The sequence below is a fragment of the Rhodococcus koreensis genome, assembly GCF_017068375.1.
GTDB lineage: Bacteria > Actinomycetota > Actinomycetes > Mycobacteriales > Mycobacteriaceae > Rhodococcus_F > Rhodococcus_F koreensis.
Genome location: NZ_CP070609.1, coordinates 1,388,452 through 1,412,122, shown reverse-complemented (window position 1 = coordinate 1,412,122; position 23,671 = coordinate 1,388,452). Strand labels below are relative to the sequence as shown.

Annotated in this window: 27 protein-coding genes; 18 read left to right on the top strand and 9 right to left on the bottom strand. The window is 68.8% G+C overall.

All coding sequences use genetic code 11. The features are described 5' to 3' along the window. Nucleotides 1–64 precede the first annotated feature (64 nt). Nucleotides 65–931, bottom strand: coding sequence for a universal stress protein (locus JWS14_RS06540; protein WP_072946611.1), 867 nt, complete (start codon nt 929–931; stop codon nt 65–67). 157 nt (nt 932–1,088) lie between these two features. Here JWS14_RS06540 and JWS14_RS06535 point away from each other — a divergent pair, with 157 nt between their 5' ends. The 7 genes from JWS14_RS06535 to JWS14_RS06505 all read left to right on the top strand — a co-directional run bounded on the left by JWS14_RS06535 (nt 1,089) and on the right by JWS14_RS06505 (nt 7,526). Beyond that, nucleotides 1,089–1,487: a DUF1801 domain-containing protein gene (locus JWS14_RS06535; RefSeq protein ID WP_072946612.1), complete on the top strand. Its 399-nt coding sequence runs from the start codon at nt 1,089–1,091 to the stop codon at nt 1,485–1,487. 148 nt (nt 1,488–1,635) lie between these two features. After that, a complete protein-coding gene (locus JWS14_RS06530) occupies nt 1,636–2,142 on the top strand; it encodes a sigma-70 family RNA polymerase sigma factor (protein WP_072946613.1) in 507 nt (168 codons plus the stop codon). Beyond that, nucleotides 2,139–2,894, top strand: a complete 756-nt coding sequence (locus tag JWS14_RS06525) for a zf-HC2 domain-containing protein (RefSeq protein WP_072946614.1) — start codon at nt 2,139–2,141, stop codon at nt 2,892–2,894. The genes JWS14_RS06530 and JWS14_RS06525 overlap by 4 nt, the downstream gene beginning before the upstream one ends. 186 nt (nt 2,895–3,080) lie before the next feature. Beyond that, nucleotides 3,081–4,793, top strand: a complete 1,713-nt coding sequence (locus tag JWS14_RS06520) for a thiamine pyrophosphate-binding protein (RefSeq protein ID WP_206012713.1) — start codon at nt 3,081–3,083, stop codon at nt 4,791–4,793. After that, nucleotides 4,790–5,449, top strand: a complete 660-nt coding sequence (locus JWS14_RS06515; RefSeq protein ID WP_206012712.1) for an SRPBCC family protein — start codon at nt 4,790–4,792, stop codon at nt 5,447–5,449. The genes JWS14_RS06520 and JWS14_RS06515 overlap by 4 nt, the downstream gene beginning before the upstream one ends. 3 nt (nt 5,450–5,452) lie before the next feature. Next, complete coding sequence (locus JWS14_RS06510) at nt 5,453–6,475, top strand: 3-oxoacyl-ACP synthase III family protein (RefSeq protein WP_206012711.1); 1,023 nt, start codon at nt 5,453–5,455, stop codon at nt 6,473–6,475. A gap of 1 nt (nt 6,476) precedes the next feature. Then, complete coding sequence (locus JWS14_RS06505; RefSeq protein WP_206012710.1) at nt 6,477–7,526, top strand: aminotransferase class I/II-fold pyridoxal phosphate-dependent enzyme; 1,050 nt, start codon at nt 6,477–6,479, stop codon at nt 7,524–7,526. Here the strand turns inward: JWS14_RS06505 and JWS14_RS06500 are convergent. From JWS14_RS06500 to JWS14_RS51705, 6 genes are all read right to left on the bottom strand, one after another. Further along, nucleotides 7,462–8,217 carry a sirohydrochlorin chelatase gene (locus tag JWS14_RS06500; RefSeq protein WP_206012709.1) on the bottom strand — a complete coding sequence of 252 codons (756 nt, stop codon included), beginning with the start codon at nt 8,215–8,217 and terminating at the stop codon, nt 7,462–7,464. The genes JWS14_RS06505 and JWS14_RS06500 overlap by 65 nt on opposite strands. Before the next feature lie 4 nt (nt 8,218–8,221). Continuing rightward, nucleotides 8,222–9,508, bottom strand: a complete 1,287-nt coding sequence (locus tag JWS14_RS06495; RefSeq protein ID WP_072946620.1) for a sulfate adenylyltransferase subunit 1 — start codon at nt 9,506–9,508, stop codon at nt 8,222–8,224. Nucleotides 9,509–9,510: 2 nt separating this feature from the next. Continuing rightward, nucleotides 9,511–10,464, bottom strand: coding sequence for a sulfate adenylyltransferase subunit CysD (gene cysD / locus JWS14_RS06490; protein ID WP_095865187.1), 954 nt, complete (start codon nt 10,462–10,464; stop codon nt 9,511–9,513). Further along, nucleotides 10,461–11,231, bottom strand: coding sequence for a phosphoadenylyl-sulfate reductase (locus JWS14_RS06485; protein WP_095865188.1), 771 nt, complete (start codon nt 11,229–11,231; stop codon nt 10,461–10,463). The genes cysD and JWS14_RS06485 overlap by 4 nt, the downstream gene beginning before the upstream one ends. Further along, nucleotides 11,195–12,916, bottom strand: coding sequence for a nitrite/sulfite reductase (locus JWS14_RS06480; protein ID WP_206012708.1), 1,722 nt, complete (start codon nt 12,914–12,916; stop codon nt 11,195–11,197). Before JWS14_RS06480 ends, JWS14_RS06485 begins: the two co-directional genes overlap by 37 nt. Nucleotides 12,917–13,036: 120 nt before the next feature. Next, entirely contained in the window at nt 13,037–13,129 is a 93-nt protein-coding gene (locus JWS14_RS51705; RefSeq protein ID WP_369426193.1) for an Ms4527A family Cys-rich leader peptide, read from the bottom strand. Between the two features lie 146 nt (nt 13,130–13,275). Here JWS14_RS51705 and hemW point away from each other — a divergent pair, with 146 nt between their 5' ends. After that, the gene (hemW, locus tag JWS14_RS06475) at nt 13,276–14,523 is read left to right on the top strand and encodes a radical SAM family heme chaperone HemW (protein WP_241031277.1); all 1,248 of its coding nucleotides are present in this window, start codon (nt 13,276–13,278) and stop codon (nt 14,521–14,523) included. A gap of 12 nt (nt 14,524–14,535) precedes the next feature. Here hemW and JWS14_RS06470 read toward each other — a convergent pair whose 3' ends face one another. After that, nucleotides 14,536–14,853 carry a type II toxin-antitoxin system VapB family antitoxin gene (locus tag JWS14_RS06470; RefSeq protein WP_005261240.1) on the bottom strand — a complete coding sequence of 106 codons (318 nt, stop codon included), beginning with the start codon at nt 14,851–14,853 and terminating at the stop codon, nt 14,536–14,538. Nucleotides 14,854–15,062: 209 nt separating this feature from the next. Here JWS14_RS06470 and hrcA point away from each other — a divergent pair, with 209 nt between their 5' ends. From hrcA to JWS14_RS06450, 4 genes are all read left to right on the top strand, one after another. After that, a complete protein-coding gene (gene hrcA, locus JWS14_RS06465) occupies nt 15,063–16,106 on the top strand; it encodes a heat-inducible transcriptional repressor HrcA (protein ID WP_072946667.1) in 1,044 nt (347 codons plus the stop codon). Between the two features lie 87 nt (nt 16,107–16,193). Next, nucleotides 16,194–17,345 (top strand): molecular chaperone DnaJ, encoded by a 1,152-nt coding sequence (gene dnaJ / locus JWS14_RS06460; RefSeq protein ID WP_072946628.1) that lies wholly within the window; start codon nt 16,194–16,196, stop codon nt 17,343–17,345. A 2-nt stretch (nt 17,346–17,347) separates the two neighbouring features. Continuing rightward, entirely contained in the window at nt 17,348–18,109 is a 762-nt protein-coding gene (locus JWS14_RS06455; RefSeq protein WP_206012707.1) for a 16S rRNA (uracil(1498)-N(3))-methyltransferase, read from the top strand. Between the two features lie 6 nt (nt 18,110–18,115). Further along, complete coding sequence (locus tag JWS14_RS06450; protein WP_095865190.1) at nt 18,116–18,877, top strand: alpha/beta hydrolase family protein; 762 nt, start codon at nt 18,116–18,118, stop codon at nt 18,875–18,877. Here JWS14_RS06450 and JWS14_RS06445 read toward each other — a convergent pair. Then, nucleotides 18,851–19,033, bottom strand: coding sequence for a hypothetical protein (locus JWS14_RS06445; protein WP_206016312.1), 183 nt, complete (start codon nt 19,031–19,033; stop codon nt 18,851–18,853). The two genes, JWS14_RS06450 and JWS14_RS06445, sit on opposite strands and share 27 nt — an antisense overlap. Here JWS14_RS06445 and JWS14_RS06440 point away from each other — a divergent pair. The 6 genes from JWS14_RS06440 (at nt 19,010) to era (ending at nt 23,655) form a co-directional block, all read left to right on the top strand. Further along, nucleotides 19,010–19,318, top strand: a complete 309-nt coding sequence (locus tag JWS14_RS06440) for a hypothetical protein (RefSeq protein WP_371851580.1) — start codon at nt 19,010–19,012, stop codon at nt 19,316–19,318. The two genes, JWS14_RS06445 and JWS14_RS06440, sit on opposite strands and share 24 nt — an antisense overlap. A gap of 108 nt (nt 19,319–19,426) precedes the next feature. Next, nucleotides 19,427–20,500, top strand: a complete 1,074-nt coding sequence (locus JWS14_RS06435; RefSeq protein WP_012688199.1) for a PhoH family protein — start codon at nt 19,427–19,429, stop codon at nt 20,498–20,500. A 36-nt stretch (nt 20,501–20,536) separates the two neighbouring features. Further along, entirely contained in the window at nt 20,537–21,079 is a 543-nt protein-coding gene (ybeY, locus tag JWS14_RS06430; RefSeq protein WP_072946632.1) for an rRNA maturation RNase YbeY, read from the top strand. A 21-nt stretch (nt 21,080–21,100) separates the two neighbouring features. Continuing rightward, nucleotides 21,101–22,420, top strand: coding sequence for a hemolysin family protein (locus tag JWS14_RS06425; RefSeq protein WP_072946633.1), 1,320 nt, complete (start codon nt 21,101–21,103; stop codon nt 22,418–22,420). Next, nucleotides 22,413–22,745 carry a cytidine deaminase gene (locus JWS14_RS06420; RefSeq protein WP_072946634.1) on the top strand — a complete coding sequence of 111 codons (333 nt, stop codon included), beginning with the start codon at nt 22,413–22,415 and terminating at the stop codon, nt 22,743–22,745. The genes JWS14_RS06425 and JWS14_RS06420 overlap by 8 nt, the downstream gene beginning before the upstream one ends. Continuing rightward, nucleotides 22,738–23,655: a GTPase Era gene (gene era / locus JWS14_RS06415; protein WP_072946635.1), complete on the top strand. Its 918-nt coding sequence runs from the start codon at nt 22,738–22,740 to the stop codon at nt 23,653–23,655. The genes JWS14_RS06420 and era overlap by 8 nt, the downstream gene beginning before the upstream one ends. The last annotated feature ends 16 nt before the right edge of the window (nt 23,656–23,671 follow it).

Here is a 23,671-nt window from a genome sequence, read left to right as displayed (position 1 = left end):
TGGCGTAGCGACAGGCGAATATGAATCAGGCTGATTTTAACGACCGAAATGGACTCTGCCGTGGTCAGCCTTTTCGGCAGATGAGGACCGGACACCGGGCGTGGTGGATGAGGCTCTGGCTCGTCGAACCGACGATCGACGCGGTGAACGGATTTCGCCCGTGGCTGCCGACGGCGATCAATTGCGCGCCGAAGGAGTACTCGAGGAGCACCTTCATCGGCCCGCCGCGCTCGAGGCAGCGGGTGACCTCGACATCGGGATACTTCTCGCGCCACCCGGCGAGGCTCTCGGCGAGCCACGCCTCCTCGTGCTGCACCAGATCGGACCAGTCGGTGAAGCGGCGTTCCTCCGAATACCACGCACCGAGGGTGGAATGCTCGGCCCACGTGTGCACCGCGACGAGGGGAGCGCCGAAGAACGCCGCGAACTCGAACGCATGGGCCACCGCCATGTCGCTGAGTTCGCTTCCGTCCACACCGACCACGACGGGACGCGTCTCGCTGACCTCGTGGCCCTGGATGCCGCGCCAGACGACGACGGGGCATTCGGCTCGATTCGACACCCGGACCACGTCGGAACCGGCGACCACGGATTTCATCTCACTCGTGGCCGCGGGCCCGAGAACCAGCATCCGGGCCGTCTTGGACAGTTCCACCAACGCGTGGGCGGGTGGGCCGGGATGGGTACTGCGCTCCACTTCCAGGTCATGCTGCCCGTTCAGGACGATGCGCTCGGCGGCGTCGAGGAACTCATCGCCTTCAGGGTGACCGTCGCCGCTCCCGGAATTCGGATGCTTGGGTAACACGTGGACGAGGCGCAGCGGCTCCTCGAAGCGCCGCGCGGCGGAGGCAGCCCACGCCGCCGCCTCCAGTGCGCCGTCCGATCCGTCGATGCCTGCCACGATGCCGCGTCGAATCCGTGCTGTGCTCATGGGGGGTGCTCCTCACCTCCATTCCAGTTTGATCCAGGACGGCGGCGACGCGCCAGAGGTAAATCGGCAGGCGGCCGATCCCGGTGCGATCGACGTGGTCCGCGGGGATACTCGGGTGACCGGCGAGCGAAGACGAACCGAAGGGGCGACGGACCACATGGCGAAGCGGACGAGCGGCTCGAACGGGGGACGAGGAGACTCTCCCTCGCAGCTGATAGATGCGCGCATCGAGGAGCTGGGTGACTGGCGGGGCGAGGTGCTCGCCCGGATCCGGGCTCTCGTCACGCAGGCCGACCCCGACGTGGTCGAGGAGTGGAAGTGGCGAGGGGTCCCGGTGTGGTCGCACGACGGAATGGTCTGCACCGGTGAGACGTACAAGAACGCCGTGAAGGTGACGTTCGCGAAGGGCGCGTCGCTGGACGACCCGGCCGGTCTGTTCAACTCCAGCCTCGAGGGCAACACCCGGCGCGCCATCGACTTCCACGAGGGCGACACGGTCGACGAGAAGGCGTTCCAGGCGCTCGTTCACGCCGCCGTGGCGCTGAACACCTCCTGAGGTATGGGGCAAGGGACACCTCCTGGGGTATGGGGCAAGGGGTTTCGCTCGCCGAGGCACCGGTTCACCTGGGGTTTCCCTCCGTTTCGGTGGTGCGGTGAACCGGAGGCGCGGGTGAACCGTGTGTACTGCTGGGAGGTGGTGACCGATGCCGGATGCCCAGACGGAGCTCATGCACGCGCTGTACGAGGAACATGCCCCGGCAGTGTGGCGGTATGCCCTCCGGCTGACCGGCGACCGCGCCCGCGCCGAGGACATCGTGCAGGAGGTACTGCTGCGCGCCTGGAAGCATCCGAACGTCCTCGACCAGTCGGAGTCCTCGGCTCGGGCGTGGTTGTTCACGGTCGCCAGGAACCTCGTGTTCGACGAGCACCGCAGTGCCCGCTCCCAGCGTGAGGTCGGGATGAGTTCGACACCCGAACGGGCGGCCCCGGACGGTTCGGAGGGCGCACTCGACGCGTGGATGATGGGGGATGCGCTGGCCCGGCTCAGTGCCGACCATCGTGCGGTCCTCGTGCTCGGCTACTACCGGGGGATGTCGACCCACCAGATCGCCGGCGAACTCGGGATACCGGAGGGAACGGTGAAATCCCGCATGCATTACGGATTGCGGGCGCTTCGATTGGCTCTGCAGGAAATGGGGGTGACCCGATGACGCTCGACGACTTCGAGTCGCACGACGATCCCTACGTCCGCTGGGACGCCGCCTATGTGCTCGGTGCCATGTCCGGCGCGGAACGGCGCGAGTACGAGGCCCACCTCGCCCACTGCGCACAGTGCTCGCAGGCCGTGTCCGAATTGGCGGGCATGCCCGGTCTGCTCGCCCTGATCACACCGGAAGAAGCGTTCGGCACGCTGTCCGACGGCGCGCCGGAGGACGAGGAGATGCCCGCACCGCGGGTGCTGACCGGGCTGGTGGGCACGGTGCGGCGGCGCCGACGCCACCGGCGAGCGGCGACGGCCCTCGCAGCCGCGGCCGCCGTGATTGCCGTGGCCGTCCCCGTCGGGGTGCTGGCGACCCAGGACCGGACACCGGACGCCCCCGTCACGGCGCTGCCGGTCCCGGACCGGGGGAACACCACCGAGGCTGTGTTCGCACCGGTGGTTCCGACGACGATCACCGCGAGCGCGTCCGTCGTGTCGACGTCCTGGGGCACGGTGATCTTCGTGGAGTGCTCCTACGAGGACACGTGGCCCGGTGACGGACGCTACGGCGCCGACACCGAGGGGTACGCGCTGACCGTGACCGATCGCTCCGGAGTGGTCACCACCGTGGCCACCTGGACCGGGGAAGCGGGGCAGACGGTGCGGCCCACGGCCACCACCAGCCTGCCCGTCGACGCGATCGCGAGCATCGATGTGCGATCCGACGACGATCATCAGGTATTGCTGACCACGGCGTTGTGAGCGGGCCGCAGGGAGCCGGCCCGGTTTCCGTACTCTCTGCAGGCTCGACCGCCGTGTCTCGCTCGTCACGACCGTTTACGCAAAAATGTTCTGCCACCGGTGAACCCGGCCGGCACGTGGTTCGTGTGTATATCCAGTGGGTGATCACAGTTCGCCCCATCCGATCCACGACACGGGGGTCTGCCGATGAATCTCACGCATCACGAGCCACGGAAAACCGGTCGGAGCATGCGCGTCGCCGACCACATCGTCGCGGTACTGGCCGCGGAGGGGGTTGAGCACGTCTTCGGTGTCGGAGGCGCGAACATCGAGGACCTGTACGATGCGCTGCACCGCTCCCCGGACGTCGAGGGTGTCGTCGCCAAACACGAGTTCTCGGCGACGACCATGGCCGACGGATACGCCAGAACCTCGAACCGGACAGGTGTGGTCGCCGCGACGTCGGGCGGCGGCGCGCTCAATGTGATCGCCGGACTCGGTGAGGCGTTCGCGTCCCGGGTGCGCCTGCTGGCACTGATCGGGCAACCGCCGACGTCGCTCGAAGGGTCGGGCGCGTTCCAGGACACGAGTGGGCTGGCGGGGTCGATCGATGCGTACCGGTTGTTCGGCGAGGTGTCGCTGTACTGTGCGCGCGTCGAATCACCGCTCGACCTCGACCGCCAACTCTCCGAGGCGCTCGCCGCGGCGCGTCGCGGCGGACCGGCAGTACTGCTGCTGCCGAAGGACATTCAGCAGGCGATCGGCGAGTTCCCGGAACCGCACCGAACGGTTCCGGCCGCACCGTGCGCTGCCACCACGGACGTCACGCGGCTCGCCGAGGCCCTGCGCGACGACTACGGCCGTATCACCGTCATCGCAGGCGACGAGGTCGCGCGGGCAGGCGCGCGAGGGGAACTCGCGGAACTCGCGCACGTGCTCGGGGCGCGAGTGGCCGTCACACCCGACGCGAAGGACGTGCTCGACCCGGCGGCGCCGGGACGACTCGGGATCACCGGCGCGATGGGGAACCCGGATGTGATCGAGGCACTGCAGGATTGCGACCTCTGTCTGCTCGTCGGCACCCGACTGCCGGTGATGGCACGGGGAGGGCTCGACACCGTACTGGAGAAGACGCTGGTGTACAGCGTCGGGTCGGCGACGCCGTATGTGCAGGCCCAGCACGTCCCGACCCGGGATCTACGGGCGACGCTGCGCGGACTCGTCGCCGACATCGGACCGGCAGCCTCACCGGTACCCGTCGCGCATTGCGATCCGACTCCGATCGACGTACCTCGATCGGGCACGTCGGGCCTGCGCTACACGGATGCGGTGACAGCGCTCGCCGCGGCGCTGCCCGACGGCGCCGACGTGTTCGCGGACGCCGGGAACACGGGCGCCGCTGTGGTGCATCACCTTCCGGTCGCGAGTGCAGGCCGGTTCGTGGTGGCGCTCGGAATGGGCGGGATGGGCTACACCTTCGGCGCCGCGATCGGTTCCGCGTTCTCGCGGGGCCGCCGCACGTTCGTGATCGCCGGCGACGGCGCGTTCTACGCGCACGGACTCGAGATCCACACGGCCGTCGAGTACGACGTGCCGGTCACGTTCGTCGTATTCAACAACAACGCCCACGCGATGTGCCTCACGCGCGAACAGGTGTATTACGAGGGCGCCTACACCTACAGCCGGTTTCGTCCCGCCCGCATCGCGGCCGGAGTCGGCGCACTGCTCCCCGGACTGCCGTGCCACACGGTCGACACCCACGCCGCCCTGGCCGACGCGCTGCGGTCCACGACGGAGTCGACGGGACCCGCTGTCATCGAGGTCGTCTGCGACCCCGACGAACTACCGCCGTTCCTGCCGTTCCTGACCGCACGCGGCACAGCCGAGAAAATCGAACCCCGAGAAGGAGCACGCCGATGACCGCCCACGAGATCGCACCGCTGCCCGACCTTCCCGCCGACCTGCCGGGCCTCGTCCGCATCGAGACCTCGGACCGTCACGCGACGACACCGATCATCATGGACATGTTGAGGTCGGTGTACCCGCACGACCAGGTGTTCGGAAAGTACTGCACCGTACAGGAATACATCGACTGCCCGCCGGACGAGGTGTTCCGCTACCTCTCGCACACCCGGAGCCTCGAGGAATGGACGTACAGCCTGCGGGGATTCACCCCCGCAGGAGAACCCGGGCTGTGGCTCGCGTACGACCGGCTGGGCGACACGACCGAGATCTACACGCGCACCGTGGCACACCCCGCCGCGATGACCGTCGACTATCACTGCGCCTGGGACCAGGGGACACACCTGTGGATGGTGTACCTCATGCGGGTGGTGGACGCGCGCACGGTCCTCGACGTCGACGGATCCGTCGTGCTGTGGACCAACTGCCGCCACCCGTTCTACGACGAGAATCCCTACCCCGAGACCGCTCCCGCGGACCGGGTTCCGTGGGTGGGCGACTTCTGGGAGATGTTCGCCGCCGGACACCAGCTCGAGATGAGCAATCTCAAGGCGATCTGCGAATACCGATGGGCGAACGACCTGCCCGTGACCCCGACCTGGATGAGTGAGTGAGACATGGACACCGTCAGCCTGATCGACATCGCCGGCTACCTGCCCGAGAACCGGTTGGGAGCAGACTATTTCGCCCAATTCGCCGCCTCCGACCGACTCGCCGAGAACATCATGTTCCGGGCGCCGAAATTCCGTCACCACATCGCGAGCGACGAGAACGCCGTCGACATGGCCGAACGCGCGGTCGCCCCGCTGATCGAACGGAACGGCTCCGAACTCGTCTCCAACGTGGACATCCTCATCACCCACACCCAGCTGCCGGACGTCCCGGTCCTGGGCACCGGCGGAGAACTTGCGCGCCGGCTGGGGATCACCCCGGACTGGGTGGTGGACCTGCACAACGGGGGCTGCGCGTCGTTCGTGTACATGATCAAGCTGGCGCGGCAGATCATGCAGACCGGTGACGCCTCGACCGCCCTGATCGTGTCGGTGCAGAACAGTGCCGGTCAAATCTTCACGCAGTCGGACGTGCGCGTGCTGGCGCAGTCGGCGGTGCCGGGTGACGGCGCGGGAGCGTGCCTGCTGGTGAAATCGCAGGCCGGGCCAGTGCTCGGACTCGAATGCCGGACCTACCCCGAGTTCGCCGGGGACATGACGGCCGCCGTCGATCCGCCGCGCAAGTACTGGGAGGCGGGAACCGGCCAATTGCACATCGGGTTCACCGAAACGAAGATCGCGAAGGTCTTCGCCCGCGGGAACCGACTGGTCCCCGAGGTGGCGCTCGCGGTGTGCAAGCAGATCGGCATCACCCCGGACGAGATCGACACCCTGGTCACCAACCAGCCCAACCGGCTGTTCCTCCGCAACTGGCGGGACGCACTCGAGCTTCCGGCGGAACGACACCCCGACACGTTCGACGAATGTGGGAACCTGTTCGGCGCCGCGATTCCCGTCACCCTCGACCTCGAGAACCAGGCGGGCCGGATCCCCAACGGCTCCCTGGTGATGATGTCCGCCTTCGCGCACGCGGGCGACTTCGCCGGCGCCGGGGCCATCCGATGGGGCGCCGCCCCGGTGGGGGTGTGAGATGACCGCTCCGACCCTTGCCGGCCCCGGCGTGAGATTCGATCTCGCGCTGAGCGAGAACCCCTTCGCCCCACTGCCCTCCGTGCTCGCCGCGCTCGACGGTGTCATGCGTCAGGCGCATCGGTATCCGGAGTTCCTGCCCGACCGGCTGGTCGGGGTCATCGCGGATCACGAAGGGCTCGACGCCGATCAGATGGTGGTGGGCGAGGGTGCCACCGGCGTCGCCCTGCAGATCATGCGCTCCGTCGCCGGGCCGGGGGAGCGGATCGTGTTCACCGCCCCGACATTCGACGGGTACCCGATCCTCGCGCGGATCGCGGCCCTCGACGCGGTGCCGGTACCGATCCGAGCGGACGGCGGGCAGGATCTGGCGGCGATGGCGGCCGCGATCGACAACCGCACCCGGCTCGTCGTCGTGTGCCGCCCGCACAACCCCACCGGAACCCTCGTCGGCACCGCCGAACTGGCCGACTTCCTCCGCCGGGTGCCGGAGCGGGTGGTCGTCGTTCTCGACGAGGCGTACGTGGAGTTCGTCGACCACCGACTGGTCCTGGACGCGCACCGCATCGTCGCCGAACATCCGAACGTCGTGTTCCTGCGCACGTTCTCCAAGGCCTACGGTCTGGCCGGGTTGCGGATCGGATTCGGCTTTGCGAATGCGGCTCTGGCCCGGCGGATTCGAACGCTGCAACTGCCGTTCGGGATGGTCAGCGCCGCCGTTCCCGCGGTCACGGCGTCGTACGCCGCCGAACACGAACTCCGCACCCGGGTGTCCGCCATCGTCGCCGAACGTGAGGAACTGTGGCGCACGTTGCGGGCGGCGGGAATCCCGGTCCCGCGCAGTCACGCCAACTTCCTGTACGTCCCCGGATCGGGAGTCGGCGACGCACTCGCCCGTGCCGGCATCCACGCGCGCACGTATCCCAACGGTGACGTGCGGATTGCGGTCGGGAACCCGGACGCCGGGCGTGCGGTGGTCGCCGCGCTCAGGCCGACAGTGCTCGGTAGCGCCGCAGTTCCGCGTGCGACTGCGAGTAGCGGTCGAGCATGACGTCGAGCAGTCGGGTGTGTGGTCCGATGGTGGCCGCGTAGGTGATGCCGGGCCCGCAGGACTCCGCGGCGCGGCTCAACCGGTCCGTGAGCAGTCCCGGCGCAAGGAACCACGGTGCGATCACGATGCGTTCGGCGCCGTTCCGCCGCAGCGTCGAAATCGCCTGCTGCACCGTCGGTTCCGCCGCGGTGGCGAAGCACGTGACCGCGCCCGACCATCGGGTGCCCGCGACGACCGCCCCCGCCAGTGCGCGCGTGCGGTCGTTGGCAGCCGGGTCGGAAGAACCGACCGCGGCGAGGACGATCCCGAGTCCGGACTCGCCGGTCGCACCGACGGCTTCGCCGATCCGGCCCCGGACGGCCTCGACCAGCCGGGCATCGTGCCCGAGAACGTCGGCCTGCCGGACGTGCAGGTGGGGATGACGGAGGCGGGCGGCATCCAGCAGAGCGGGAAGGTCGACGCGGGCGTGGAACGCGCTGCCCAGCAGCATCGGCACCACGACGGCGGAGGAATGACCCTCGGCGGCGACCGCGTCGATCACCTGGTCCACGGACGGCGCGTTGAGGTCGAGGAAGCACAACCGGACGTCGAGGTCCGGGCGCCGCTCCCGGAGCGCCGACACGGCAGCCGCCACCACCCGCGCACTGCGGGGGTCGCGACTGCCGTGGGCGACAGCGATCAGCGGAGTCATCGCACTAGACGCGCTCGCCGAGCTCCACCGCCGCGATGGCATCCCCGACGAGGCCGGCCGCGAGCGTGTTGCCGCCGGCGGGATCGATCAGCAGGAAGCTGCCGGTGTGGCGGTTCACGGTGTAGTCGTCGGCGACGATCGGCTCGGCGACACGCACCGAGATCTTGCCGATCTCGTTGAGCTCCAGCGACTCCGGGGCGGCCTCCGACGTGAGCTCCTGCTCGTTGAAACGCTCGACGAGCGTGCCCACGATGGCCTGCGTGGTGCGGGTGCCGTGCTTGAGCAGCAGGCGGGCACCGGGACGCAGCGGCTTCTCCGCCAGCCAGCAGACGGTCGCGTCGAACTCGCCGAGCGGCTCCGGGGCGTCGGCGGGCGAGGCGATGACGTCGCCGCGGGAGACGTCGACGTCGTCGGCGAGCACGAGAGTGACGCTGCGGCCGGCGTGCGCGCTGTCGAGTTCGCCGTCCGCCGTGTCGATGCGCGTGACCGTGGTGCGGACACCCGACGGCAGGATCACGACCTCGTCGCCCGGGGTCACCTCACCCGCGGCGACCTGTCCGGCGTACCCGCGGTAGTCGGGGAACTCGGCGGTCCGCGGACGGATCACGTACTGGACGGGGAACCGGAGACCGACCCGGTGGGGTTCGGCGTCGACCGGCACCGACTCGAGGTGCTCGATGAGGGTGGGGCCGTCGTAGTACGGGGTGTTCTCCGAACGCACCGCGACGTTGTCGCCGCGCAGGGCCGACACCGGGATCTCGACGACGTCCTCGGACGCCCAGCCGAGGGAACTGGTCAGCGAGTTGAACTCCGCCGAGATGGTCGCGAACACGGTGGCCGGGTCCTCGACGAGGTCGATCTTGTTGACGGCCAGCACCAGCTTGGGGACGCCGAGCAGCGCCAGAACCGCGGCGTGCTTGCGCGTCTGCGAGATGACACCCTTGCGCGCGTCGACCAGCAGGATCACCAGCTGCGCGGTGGACGCACCCGACACCGTGTTCCGGGTGTACTGCACGTGCCCGGGAGTGTCGGCGAGGACGAACGAGCGGCGGGGCGTCGCGAAGTACCGGTACGCCACGTCGATCGTGATGCCCTGCTCACGCTCCGCGCGCAGGCCGTCGACCAGCAGCGACAGGTCGGGGGTGGACAGTCCCTTGTCCACCGACGCCCGGGTGACGGCGTCGATCTGATCGGCGAGAACCGATTTCGTGTCGTACAGCAGACGGCCGACGAGGGTCGACTTGCCGTCGTCCACACTGCCGGCGGTGGCAAGCCTCAGAAGGTCGCTCATGATCAGAAATAGCCCTCTCGCTTGCGGTCTTCCATGGCCGCTTCGGAAACTCGGTCGTCGCCGCGGGTTGCGCCGCGCTCGGTCAGCCGGGACGCCGCGACCTCGGCGAGGATCGCCTCGTTGTCGCCTGCCTCGGAAAGAACTGCGCCGGTGGTGGACCCGTCGCCGACGGTGCGGTACCGCACCGACAGCGTCTGCAGGTCTTCACCCTCGGACGGTCCGCCCCACACGCCGGGCGTCATCCACATGCCGTCGCGCTGGTACACCTCGCGCTGATGCGCGTAGTAGATGCTGGCCAGTTCGACGTTGTCGCGGGCGATGTACCGCCAGATGTCGAGTTCGGTGAAGTTGCTGAGCGGGAAGACGCGGACCTGCTCACCGGGGGAGTGCTTGCCGTTGTACAGGTTCCACAGTTCGGGGCGCTGCTTCTTCGGATCCCACTGGCCGAAACTGTTGCGCAGCGAGAAGATGCGTTCCTTGGCCCGGGCCCGCTCCTCGTCGCGGCGAGCGCCACCGAAGACCGCGTCGAAACGGTTCTCGGAGATCGCGTCGAGCAGGGGAACCGTCTGCAGCGGGTTCCGGATCCCGTCGGGACGCTCGGTGAGCCGGCCGTCGGCCAGGTAGTCCTCGACCTTCGCCACGTGCAGGCGCAGGTTGTACTTGGCGACGACGTGATCGCGGAAGTCGAGGACTTCCTGCAGGTTGTGACCCGTGTCGACGTGCAGCAGCGCGAACGGCAGCGGCGCCGGCCAGAACGCCTTGATCGCCAGGTGCAGCAGCACCGTGGAGTCCTTGCCGCCGGAGAACAGGATCACGGGGCGTTCGAACTCGCCCGCGACCTCACGGAAGATGTGGATCGCTTCCGACTCCAGCGCATCGAGCGTGTCGAACTGCGTCCCGTCCAACTGCGGCCGGGCCGCGGCTTCTGCGAGGGAAGTGGAGATGTCGATGGTCATGAGGCGTGCAACCCGCATTCTGTCTTGGCCTGACCGGCCCAGCGACCGCTGCGCGGATCGCTGCCGGGGGCTGGCTTGCTGGTGCACGGAGCGCACCCGATGGACGGATAGCCCTCGTCGACGAGAGGATTCACCAGAATCGAGTGCTCGTCGATGTAGGACTGCATGTCTTCGTCGGACCACGCGGCGATCGGATTGATCTTCACCAGACCGAACGCGTCGTCGAACGAGATCAGGGGGGCGTTGGCGCGGGTGGGGGCCTCGACCCGGCGGATGCCGGTGACCCACGCCTTGTAGCCGGCGAGCGTCTTCTTCAGCGGGGCGACCTTCCGCAGTGCGCAGCACCGGTTGGGTTCGCGGGCGAACAGGTCCTTGCCCTCCGCCGCGTCCTGTTCGGCGACGCTCGCCTCGGCGCGCGCGTTGATGATGTTGACGCCGTACACCTGCTCGACGGCGTCACGGGTGCCGATGGTCTCCGCGAAGTGATAACCGGTGTCGAGGAACAGCACGTCCACGCCGGGATGAACCTGGGCGGCGAGGTGGACCAGGACGCCGTCCTGCATGTTCGAGGCGACGATGTAACTATTGCGATACCCCGTCGCTTCGCTCGCCCCGCTCCCGAACGTCTCTTCCGTCCACCGCAGCAGTTCGTGCGCGGAGGCACCCTCGAGACTTGCCGCCCCCTGCGCGGCAAGGAGCCGAAGGTCGTCCTGTGTGGCTGTCGCGAGATTCAACGCAAGTCTCCTTCGTCTGCGCGCACGACCCATTCCGCGAAGCGTTCACCCTCGTTGCGGTGCTTCACGAAGTGCCGGACGACGCGATCGATGTAGTCACCGAGTTCGGCGCTGGTGACCTTGTGCTGGCGAAGCTTCCGGCCGAAGGCCGAATCGAATCCGAGGCTGCCGCCGAGGTGGACCTGGAAGCCCTCCACCTGGTTGCCTTCGCCGTCATCGACGAGCATTCCCTTGAACCCGATGTCCGCGACCTGCGAGCGGGCGCAGGAGTTGGGGCAGCCGTTGATGTTGATCGTGATCGGCACGTCGAGCTGCGCGTTGATGTCGGCCAGCCGCTGCTCGAGCTCGGGAACGAGTACCTGCGAGCGCTTCCGCGTCTCCGCGAACGACAGCTTGCAGAACTCGATACCCGAGCACGCCATCAGGTTCTTGCGCCAGTGCGACGGACGTGCGGGCAGACCCACCTCGTCCAGGTCGGCGATCAGCTGCTCGAGCTTGTCGTCGGCGACGTCGAGGATGATCAGCTTCTGGTACGGCGTGAAACGGATCTTGTCGCTGCCCGCACGCTCGGCGGCGTCCGCGACCTTGGCCAGGATCGTGCCCGACACGCGACCCGCGATGGGGGCGACACCGACGGCGTTGAGGCCGTTGCGGGTCTTCTGCACACCGACGTGGTCGATCGGCCGGGTGGGCTTCTCCGGCGCGGGGCCGTCGATGAGCTTGCGCTTCAGGTACTCGGTCTCGAGGACCTCGCGGAACCGCTCGATGCCCCAGTCCTTCACCAGGAACTTCAGGCGCGCCTTGTTCCGCAGCCGGCGGTAGCCGTAGTCGCGGAAGATCGACACGACGGCTTCCCACACGTCGGGAACCTCGTCGAGCGGCACCCAGACGCCGACGCGCTGCGCGAGCATCGGGTTGGTGGACAGGCCGCCGCCGACCCACAGGTCGAGGCCGGGACCGTGCTCGGGGTGGTTGACGCCGACGAACGCGACGTCGTTGATCTCGTGCACCACGTCCTGCTGGCCGGAGATCGCGGTCTTGAACTTGCGCGGCAGGTTGGAGTACTCGGGCTTGCCGATGTAGCGGCGCACGATCTCGTCGATCGCGGGAGTCGGGTCGAGGACCTCGGACAGCGATTCGCCTGCCAGCGGTGAACCGAGGACGACGCGGGGGCAGTCGCCGCACGCTTCCGTGGTCTTGAGACCGACGCCTTCGAGACGCTTCCAGATCTCCGGGACGTTCTCGACCTCGATCCAGTGGTACTGGACGTTCTCGCGGTCCGAGAGGTCGGCGGTGTCGCGGGCGAACTCGGTGGAGATCCCGGCGATGGTGCGCAACTGCTCGACGTTCAGGGCGCCGGCGTCGCAGCGGACCCGCATCATGAAGTACCTGGCTTCGAGCAGGTCGATGTTCTCGTCACCGGTGAACGTGCCGTCGTAGCCCTGCTCGCGCTGGGTGTAGAGACCCCACCAGCGCATGCGGCCCCGCAGGTCGCCCTTGTCGATGCTGTCGAAGCCCTGCTTCGAGTAGATGTTCTCGATGCGGGTCCGGACGTTGAGCGGGTTGTCGTCCTTCTTGGCCTGCTCGTTGGCATTGAGGGGCTCGCGGTAGCCGAGGGCCCACTGGCCTTCGGCACGTCGCCGGGCCGGCTTCGCCGTGCGCGTGCGCGCGGGTGCTGCCTGGGCGGCAGCGGGGGAGGCGTCGGTGGTCGACGTCATGGAGCACTCCTGAATCTCACGATGCACCGGCTGAGGCCGAGGAGGAGGGCTGATCCTCGCTCGGGGCATTCGAATCCGGCCGGAAGTCGAGAAGAAAGATGAACGGGCTGACAGGCTGAATTACTGCGCGAGACAGGGCAGACAACAACAGCTGCAGACACGCTTGAGATCGACGTGACGACGCGCCACAAGTCGCACTCCGGGTCCGGTCATGTCGACCATTGTGCCACGTCAGATCGCTCACGCAGAGCCGGGCACCGATTTCCACCATTTTTGCGGGAAATATCACGACGAGGGGCGCGCGACGGTCGGGTGGTCACGGAGGCGAGCCGACCATCGATACCGGAGGCGAGCCGACCATGGACACCGGAGGCGAGCCGACCATGGACACTGGTGGGGTGAGCGGATTGAGTACTTCCACGGTCGGTCGCGGCGAGGCGGCGGCATTCGCGCTGCCCGAGAGCGCCCTCATCGGTGTGGGGAGCCGCCCGTTCGGGATCTACGTGCACGTGCCTTTCTGTGCCACACGCTGCGGATACTGCGATTTCAACACGTACACGGCCGGTGAGCTGGGGACGTCGGCGTCGCCGCAGTCGTGGATGGAGGGGTTGCGCCGCGAACTCGACCTGGCGGCGCAGATGACGGGCGCCCCGGCCGTCGACACGGTCTTCGTCGGCGGCGGCACGCCGTCCCTGCTCGGCGGCGACGGCCTGGCGGACGTCCTCGGTGCGGTCCGCTCGAGTTTCGGGCTCGCGGACGGCGCCGAGGTGACCACCGAGTCGAATCCGGAGTCCACGTCGCCGGAGTTCTTCGAACGGTTGCTCGCGGGCGGATTCACGCGGATCTCGCTGGGCATGCAGTCGGCGGCGCAGCACGTGCTGAAGGTCCTCGACCGCACCCACACGCCGGGGCGGGCGGTGGCGGCGGCGCTGGAGGCGCGGGCCGCCGGGTTCGGGCACGTCAATCTCGACCTCATCTACGGGACGCCGGGGGAGCGCGACGAGGACCTCGACCTGTCGCTGGACGCGGTGCTGTCCGCGGGCGTGGACCACGTGTCCGCGTACGCGCTGATCGTCGAGGACGGCACCGCCCTGGCGCGGAAGGTGCGCCGCGGGGAACTGCCCGCGCCCGACGACGACGTGCTCGCGTCGCGGTACGAGCGGATCGACGCCCGGCTCGCCGAGGCGGGCCTGACCTGGTACGAGGTGTCGAACTGGGCGCGCGAGGACGCGGCCTGCCGGCACAACCTGGGCTATTGGGACGGCGGCGACTGGTGGGGCGCCGGGCCGGGCGCGCACAGCCACGTCGGCGGTGTGCGCTGGTGGAACGTCAAGCACCCGGCGCGCTACGCGGACCAGCTGGCGGCGGGAAGCCTGCCGGTCGGGGGCAGCGAGCAGTTGACGGACGAGGACGTCCACGTCGAGCGGGTGATGCTGACGGCGCGGCTGCGCACGGGACTTCCCGTGGCGGAACTGGACGACGCCGAGCGGCGCGCGGCCGAGAGGGTGGTCGCCGACGGACTGCTGGTGCGTGCGGGGGAGCACCTGGTGCTGACCGACCGCGGACGGCTCCTCGCCGACGCCGTGGTCCGGACGGTCCTGCGCTGAGACGCTCCCGTCTCAGGCCGTGACGATGCCGGGCATCTCGTCGTAGTCGAACACGCGGGCGTGCAGCACGACGCGGTTCCGCAGCGCCGAGCGCACCGCCCGGTGCAATCCGTCCTCGAGGTAGAGCACGCCGTGCCACTGCACCGCGTGCGGGAACAGGTCGCCGTAGAACGTCGAGTCCTCCGACAGCAGCCGGTCGAGTTCGAGAACCTTGGTCGTGGTGACGATCTCGTCGAGCCGCACCTGCCGCGGCGGGATCTTGGACCAGTCGCGCAGCGACAACCCGTGGTCCGGGTACGGCTTGCCGTCCATGACACCTTTGAAAATCATCGCCTCGTCATCCGCCCGTGGTGGTTGCCTCTGCTCGTCTCCGCCCACCACAGTAAGGCCTGAACCGGTATCGGCGACGCGACGATTAGACTGGACCGAGCCGAGACGCACGTGCATCTGCGCGTAGCTCAGGGGATGTGACGGCCGACCCGAACGAAGGTTCGGTGACGTCGCTGCTCGTGACGATCGAGAACTGGAGGTGGACGGCGATGTCGAGTACGGACGACAGACGGTTCGAGGTTCTCCGCGCCATCGTCGCCGACTACGTCTCGACCCAGGAGCCGGTGGGATCGAAGGCGCTGGTCGAGCGGCACAATCTGGGTGTTTCCAGTGCGACGGTGCGCAACGACATGGCGTTCCTCGAGAGCGAGGGCTACATCGCCCAGCCGCACACGAGTTCGGGCCGTGTCCCCACCGACAAGGGTTACCGGCAGTTCGTCGACCGCATCGCCGACGTGAAGCCGCTGTCGACGGCGGAACGCCGCGCGATCCTCGATTTCCTCGAGTCCGGGGTCGACCTGGACGACGTCCTCCGGCGCGGTGTGCGCCTGCTCGCGCAACTCACACGCCAGGTCGCGGTTGTGCAATATCCCACACTCTCGGCGTCGTCCGTCCGCCACCTCGAGGTGGTCGCGCTGACCCCCGCGCGGCTGCTGCTGGTGCTCATCACCGACTCGGGCCGAGTGGATCAGCGGATCGTCGAACTCGGCGACGTCCTCGACGACGAGGACCTGGCGCGGCTCCGCGGACTGCTCGGCGGCGCCCTCGACGGCAAACGGCTCGCGGCGGCGTCCATCGCCGTGTCGGAGCTGGCCGACGAGGCCCCCGAAGATCTGCGCGACGCCGTGATCCGGTCGGCCACCGTGCTGGTGGAAACGCTCGTCGAGCATCCCGAGGAGCGGCTGGTCCTCGGCGGCACCGCGAACCTGACCCGCAACGCGGCCGATTTCACGGGAATCAGCGGATTCCCCGGTTCGCTGCGTGCGGTCCTCGAGGCGCTCGAGGAGCAGGTGGTGGTGCTCAAGCTGCTGGCCGCCACCCAGGACGCGGGCACGGTGACGGTGCGGATCGGCGAGGAAACCCAGGTGGAGCAGATGCGCGGCACCTCCGTCATCTCGACCGGCTACGGTGCGGCGGGCACCGTGCTCGGCGGAATGGGCGTGCTCGGACCTACCCGGATGGACTATCCGGGAACAATCGCGTCGGTGGCAGCCGTTGCGAGATACATCGGCCAGGTGCTCGCCGAGCGGTGACGGCCGGCCCGGCGACAGCGCCGCGCGTGGACAGCGCGCACGGACCAGTGGCGAGATAACGAAGCAGAGAAGGACGAGAGACTCAACGTGGCACGGGATTACTACGCAACGCTCGGCGTCGATCAGAAGGCGACCGATCAGGAGCTCAAGCGCGCGTACCGCAAGCTTGCGAGGGAACTGCATCCCGACGTGAACCCCGACGAGGCGGCGCAGGCCCGGTTCCGGGACATCTCGACGGCCTACGAGGTGCTGTCGGACCCGGAGAAGCGCCGCATCGTCGATCTCGGCGGCGACCCCCTGTCCTCGGGCGGCGGCGGAGGCGGTGCCGGCTTCGGCGGCGGTTTCGGTGGCGGCCTCGGCGACGTGTTCGAAGCGTTCTTCGGCGGCGGAGGCGGTGCGGGCCGCGGGCCGCGCGGCCGCGTCCAGCCGGGCGCCGATTCACTGCTGCGCACCAAGCTGACGCTGGCGGAGTGTGCGACCGGCGTCAGCAAGCACGTCACCGTCGAGACGGCGATCCTGTGCGACAGCTGCACCGGTTCGGGCACCAACGGCGATTCCACGCCGGTGCGCTGTGAGACGTGCGGCGGCGCGGGCGAGGTCCAGTCCGTGCAGCGTTCGTTCCTCGGTCAGGTCATGACATCCCGGCCGTGTCCCACCTGCCGCGGCGCGGGCGAGACGATTCCCGACCCGTGCCACAAGTGCGGCGGCGACGGCCGGGTGCGCGCCCGCCGCGACATCACGGTGAAGGTGCCCGCCGGCGTCGCGGGCGGCATGCGGATCCGGCTCGCCGCGCAGGGCGAGGTCGGCCCCGGCGGCGGACCCGCAGGCGACCTGTATGTCGAGGTGGTCGAGCAGGCGCACGAGGTGTTCGTGCGCGACGGCGAAGACCTGCACTGCACGATCCGGGTTCCGATGATCGACGCCGCCCTCGGCACGACCGTGACGATCGACACGATCATCGACGGTCCCAAGGAGATCACCATCGAGCCGGGCACCCAGCCGGGGTCGGTGACGGTCCTGCGCGGGCACGGCATGCCGAAGCTGCGGTCCGGCATCCGCGGCGACGTGCACGCGCACCTCGAGGTCGTGGTGCCGTCGCGCCTCGACCACAAGGAGACGAAGATTCTCCGCGAGCTCAAGGACCTGCGCGACCGCGACGTCGCCGAGGTCGTCTCCACCCAGTCCCAGCACAGCGGCGGATTGTTCTCGCGCCTGCGTGAAGCGTTCAGCGGTCGCTGATCGTGGCGGCGACGGTCTTCTTCCTCGACCCGCTGCCCGAGGTGGGGAGCACCGCCGTCCTGGACGGCCCCGAGGGCAGGCATGCCGCGACGGTGCGCCGGATCGGTGTCGGGGAGCGGATCGTGCTGGCCGACGGCCGGGGTGGTCTCGCCGACACCGAGGTGACGGCGGCCGGGAAGGACCGGCTCGAACTCACCGTTCACGAACGGCGTCAGGTGACGGCGCCGTCGCCGAGTGTGACCGTGGTGCAGGCGCTTCCGAAGGCGGAGCGGTCCGAGCTGGCGGTCGAGCTGGCCACCGAGGCGGGGGTCGACGCGATCGTGCCGTGGCAGTCGTCGCGGTGCGTGGCGCGGTGGGAGGGCCCGAAGGTCGCGAAGGGTGTCGCTCGCTGGCGTAGCGCCGCTCTCGCCGCCGCCAAACAGTCCCGGCGGGCGATCGTGCCCGAGGTGTCGGAACTGCACCGCACCGCGGGAATGCTCGCCGTCGTCCGCGAAGTGGTCGGCCGGGGCGGAGTCGTCGCCGTGCTGCACGAGGCGGCGACGCAGGGCCTCGCCGAGCTTCCGCTGCGTGCGGCCGCCGAGATCGTGCTCGTCGTCGGTCCCGAGGGCGGTATCTCCGAGGAGGAGATCACCGCGCTGACCGAGGCGGGCGCCGTGCCCGTGCTGCTCGGTCCGCACGTCCTGCGGACCTCGACCGCCGCGGCCGTCGCGCTGGGCGCCATCGGCGTCCTCACCGACCGCTGGGGCGCGGCCCCGCTAGCCTGACTGTCCGTGGACCGCATTCGCATCGCCTACGGAACCGAACCGCAGCAGTTCGGGCACTTCTATCCGCCCGAGGAACCGGTGTCGACCCCGGTGCCGGTGGTGATGGTCGTCCACGGCGGTTTCTGGAGCGGGAAATACCACCTGAACCTGGGCACGAGTTTCGCGGTCGACCTGGCGCGCCACGGTGTCGCGGTCTGGAACATCGAATACCGCAGGCTTGGCGCGGGCGGCGGGTGGGACGAGATGTCCGCAGACGTTCTCGCCGCGCTCGACGCGATCGCCGGTCCGGTCGCCGAGCGGTCGGCGGTCCCGTTCGACCTGTCGAAGGTCCGGGTTGTCGGTCACTCGGCGGGCGGGCAACTCGCGGTGTGGCTGGCCGGTCAGCGGCAGACGGCGGTCCGGCCGGAGAAGGTCGTGTCGCAGGCCGGCGCCCTCGACCTCGCCTCCGCGGGGGAACGCGGCAGGCGGATCGGATACATCGAGGATCTCCTCGGGGTGCCGTTCGACGAGGACCCGGATCGGTACCGCGCCGCATCCCCGCTGCACCGCATCCCCACCGGGGTGCCGGTGGTGTGCATCCACGGCACGGAGGACGCACAGGTCCCGGCGAAGGTGAGCGTCCGGTACGGGGAGGCGGCGCGGGCGGCAGGCGATCCGGTCGCGCTGCACATCGTCGAGGGAGAAGACCACTACGCGTTCCTGAATCCCGAGACCGAATGCTGGAAGATCTCGCGGGACGCCCTACTGTCCGGTGACGGCGAGTTCTGAACTGCGGTCCCCGGATTCGGGTGTGACCGTGCGTCCGGGCAGGACGAGTGCCACGACCAGCGCGCCGATGCCCAGTGCGAGTCCACCGATCAGACCGGCCAGGGAGACGACGTCGTGCCCACCGCCGGAGTCGTGCGCCGCACCGTCTACGCGCATTTCCCCAGCCGCGAGGCGCTCGTCGAGGGCATCGCCGACGAGGCGTCCGCCGCCCTCGTCGCCGCCATGGGGGACGAGGCGCGGCAACCGGAGCGTCCCGACCTCGCGGAGGCGATGACGATCACCCTGCTGGACCAGGCGAATTCCGGCGAGGTGCAGGATTCGGGCGAGTCGTTCGCCGTCGCGTACCTCGCGGTGCTGGGGTTGACGCCTGCCGAGGGGACCCGCGTCGTGGACGAGGCGCGGCGGTGGCTGCGCGAGAATCCGGCCGTCCTGGATCGGTGACGGCGTCGCGTAATCGGGTGGGCGCTGTGACCTGCGAGCGATAGACTTCCCTCATCGCGACGACCGTCGTGACCGACCAGGAACCGGGAAGAAGGCCATATCCCTCACGTGAGCGAACAAGACCAGAACGGCGAGACGTTCGGCGCCACGCGTCCGGCGGAACGCACCGTGCGTTCGAGTATCGATCTCCCACCCGAAACGGTCCCGCCTCTCCTCGGTTCTTCCGACGAGAATCTGCGCGCTCTCGAACGGGTCCTGGACGCAGACATCCATGTACGCGGCAACGCCGTCACGTTGACGGGACGGCCCGGCGACGTCGCGCTCGCCGAGCGGGTCATCGCCGAACTGGGCGCCATCGTCGGTCGCGGGCAGCCGCTGACCCCCGACGCAGTGCGCCGGACGGTCGGCATGCTCACGCAGGGCCTGAGCGAATCGCCCGCCGAGGTCCTCACCCTCGACATCCTGTCGCGTCGCGGCAAGACGATCCGGCCGAAGACACTGAACCAGAAGCGGTACGTCGACGCGATCGATGCCAACACCATCGTGTTCGGTATCGGGCCCGCGGGCACCGGCAAGACGTACCTCGCCATGGCGAAGGCGGTGCAGGCCCTGCAGACCAAGCAGGTGTCGCGGATCATCCTCACCCGCCCCGCGGTCGAGGCGGGGGAGCGGCTCGGGTTCCTGCCCGGCACGCTGCACGAGAAGATCGATCCGTACCTGCGGCCGTTGCACGACGCCCTGCACGACATGATGGACCCCGAGGCCATCCCGAAGCTGATGCAGTCGGGTGTCATCGAGGTGGCGCCGCTCGCGTACATGCGCGGCCGCACGCTCAACGACGCGTTCATCATCCTCGACGAGGCGCAGAACACCACCGCCGAGCAGATGAAGATGTTCCTCACCCGGCTGGGCTTCGGTTCCAAGGTCGTCGTCACCGGCGACGTCACCCAGGTGGACCTTCCGGGCGGCGCCCGGTCCGGGCTCCGCGCAGCCACCGAGATCCTCGGTGACATCGACGACATCTATTTCGCCGAACTCAACAGCAGCGACGTGGTCCGGCACCGGCTGGTGTCCGACATCGTCGACGCGTACGAGCGTTTCGAGGCGGACCGGGACGGCAAGGTCGAGCTCGGGAACCGCGCACAGCGGAGAGCGGCGCACTCGCGTTCTCCACGACGGTAGGGTGAGTGTCGCCGGAACCAGGAGGAAGCGACACACATGAGCATCGAAGTCTCGAACGAATCGGGCATGGACGTCTCCGAAGAGGAGCTGATCAGCGTTGCCCGCTTCGTGATCGCGAGGATGGACGTGCACCCCGCGGCCGAGTTGTCGATGGTCCTCGTGGACTCGGCCACCATGGCCGACCTCCACATGCGGTGGATGGACCTGCCCGGTCCCACCGACGTGATGTCGTTCCCGATGGACGAGCTCGAGCCAGGCGGCCGCCCGGATTCACCCGAGCCGGGACCGTCGATGCTCGGCGACATCGTGCTGTGCCCGTCCTTCGCCGCGGACCAGGCCGACAAGGCCGGTCATCCGCTGGCCCACGAACTCGCTCTGCTCACCGTGCACGGTGTGCTGCACCTCCTCGGCTACGACCACGCCGAACCGGAGGAGGAGAAGGAGATGTTCGGCCTGCAGAACCAGTTGCTCGACGACTGGTACGAGGATCTGCGCAGGGCCGAACGCGACGCCGCGCTCGCTGCCCGGGACCAGAAGCTGCTCGGCAAGGCCGGGTTCTTCGACGCCCCGGATCAGTAACCGCCACGTGAAGGGTCTTCTGTGAGTAGCGCCATCGCGCTGATCGTCCTCGCGATCGTCCTCGTCCCTCTCGGTGGTGTCTTCGCCGCCGTCGATTCCGCACTCAACACGATCTCGTCCGCGCGCATCGAGGAGATGGCGAAGGAGGATCGCCCCGGCGCCACCCGGGTGCTCCGCATCCTGTCGGATCGTCCCCGGTACGTGAATCTCATGGTGCTGCTGCGCATCCTGTGTGAGATCACGGCGACGGTGGTGCTCGTCGGAGGCCTGTCCGATCTCCTCGAACCCGTGTGGGCGCTGACGTTCACCGCCGTCATCATGGTGCTCGTCGACTACGTGGTGATCGGGGTCGGCCCGCGGACGCTCGGCCGCCAGCACGCCTACACGATCGCGTTGATCACGTCGTTCCCGCTGCAGGTCATCGGAACCCTGCTCGGTCCGATCAGCCGCCTGCTCATCCTGATCGGCAACGCGATCACCCCGGGCAAGGGATTCCGCAACGGCCCCTTCGCCTCCGAGATCGAACTGCGCGAACTCGTCGACATGGCGCAGGAACGGGGCGTGGTGGCCGACGAGGAACGCCGGATGATCCAGTCCGTCTTCGAACTCGGCGACACCTCCGCCCGCGAGGTGATGGTGCCGCGCACCGAGATGGTGTGGATCGAAAGCGACAAGAGCGCCGGGCAGGCGACGTCGCTGGCCGTCCGCAGCGGACATTCGCGGATTCCCGTGATCGGGGAGAACGTCGACGACGTCCTCGGGGTGGTCTACCTCAAGGACCTCGTGCAGCAGACGTACCACTCCCGCGACGGCGGACGCAGTGTCCTCGTCGGCGACGTGATGCGGCCCGCCGTCTTCGTGCCCGATTCCAAACCGCTCGACAGCCTGCTCGCCGAGATGCAGCGCGACCGCAACCACATGGCCGTGCTGGTCGACGAATACGGCGGCATCGCAGGCCTGGTCACCATCGAGGACGTCATCGAGGAGATCGTCGGGGAGATCGCCGACGAGTACGACCAGGACGAGACCCCGCCGGTCGAGGACCTCGGCGACGGCATGTACCGGGTGTCCGCGCGGCTGCCGATCGAGGATCTCGGTGACCTGTTCGGCATCGAGGTGGAGAACGACGAGGTCGAAACAGTCGGTGGGCTCATCGGATACGAACTCGGCAGGGTGCCGCTCCCGGGATCGGAGGTCGTCTCGCACGGTCTCGTCCTCCGCGGTGAGGGTTCGCCCGACGTGCGCGGGCGGGTGCGGATCAGCACGGTCTTCGTGCAACGCGCACCGATCGACGAGGACGACGACGTCAACGACCGTGAACGGGAGGGCGACGATGACTGAACTGGACGCCGAGGACGCGAAACTGATCGTGCTCGCGCGAGGAGCGTTCGGCCGCACCGGAAGTGGTCAGGGCGCCGCCGTCCGCGATCTCGACGGCCGCACCTACTCTGCCGGCGCGGTCGCGTTGACGGCGCTGTCGCTGACCGCGCTGCAGGCGGCCGTCGCGGCGGCGGTGTCGAGTGGTGCCGAGGGTTTCGAGGCGGCAGCCGTGATCGGCGGGGACCCGGACGACCCGGGCATCGCCGCGCTACACGAAGTCAGTGCGCAGGCGGCCGTCGTCTTCGCGCGAACCGATGGATCCGTGATCGAGGAGCAACATGAGTAAACCCGAATTCCGTTCCGGATTCGTCTGTTTCGTCGGACGGCCCAACACGGGCAAGTCCACGCTGACCAACGCGCTGGTGGGCAGCAAGATCGCGATCACGTCCTCGCGGCCGCAGACCACCCGGCACACCATCCGCGGCATCGTGCACCGCGACCACGCACAGCTGATCCTCGTCGACACCCCGGGGCTGCACCGTCCCCGGACGCTCCTCGGCCAGCGCCTCAACGACCTCGTGCGCGACACCTACTCCGAGGTCGACGTGATCTGCCTGTGCATCCCGGCGGACGAGAAGATCGGCCCCGGCGACCGGTGGATCGTGCAGCAGGTCCGGCAGATCGCGCCGAAGACCACGCTCGTCGGCATCGTCACGAAGATCGACAAGGTCAGCAAGGACATGGTCGGGCAGCAGTTGCTCGCCGTCTCCAAGCTCCTCGGGCCGGAGACGGACGTCGTGCCGGTGTCCGCCGCCTCCGGTGAGCAGGTGGAGGTGCTGGTCGACGTCCTCGCGTCGAAGATGGAGGAGGGCCCGGCGTTCTACCCGGACGGCGAACTCACCGACGAACCCGAAGAGACGCTGATGGCCGAACTCATTCGCGAGGCCGCTCTCGAGGGCCTCGGCGACGAACTGCCGCACTCCCTGGCCGTGGTCATCGAAGAGATCATCCCCCGCGAGGGACGCACCGAGAAGCAGGGCGAACTGCTCGACGTGCACGCGCTGCTGTACGTCGAGCGGCCGTCGCAGAAGGGCATCGTGATCGGCAAGGGCGGCGCCCGCCTCCGCGAGGTGGGGACCAAGGCGCGGCTGCAGATCGAGAAACTGCTCGGCACCAAGATCTTCCTCGAACTGCACGTGAAGGTCGCCAAGGACTGGCAGCGCGACCCGAAACAGCTCGGCAGGCTGGGGTTCTAGGCGGCTCCGCCGCCCG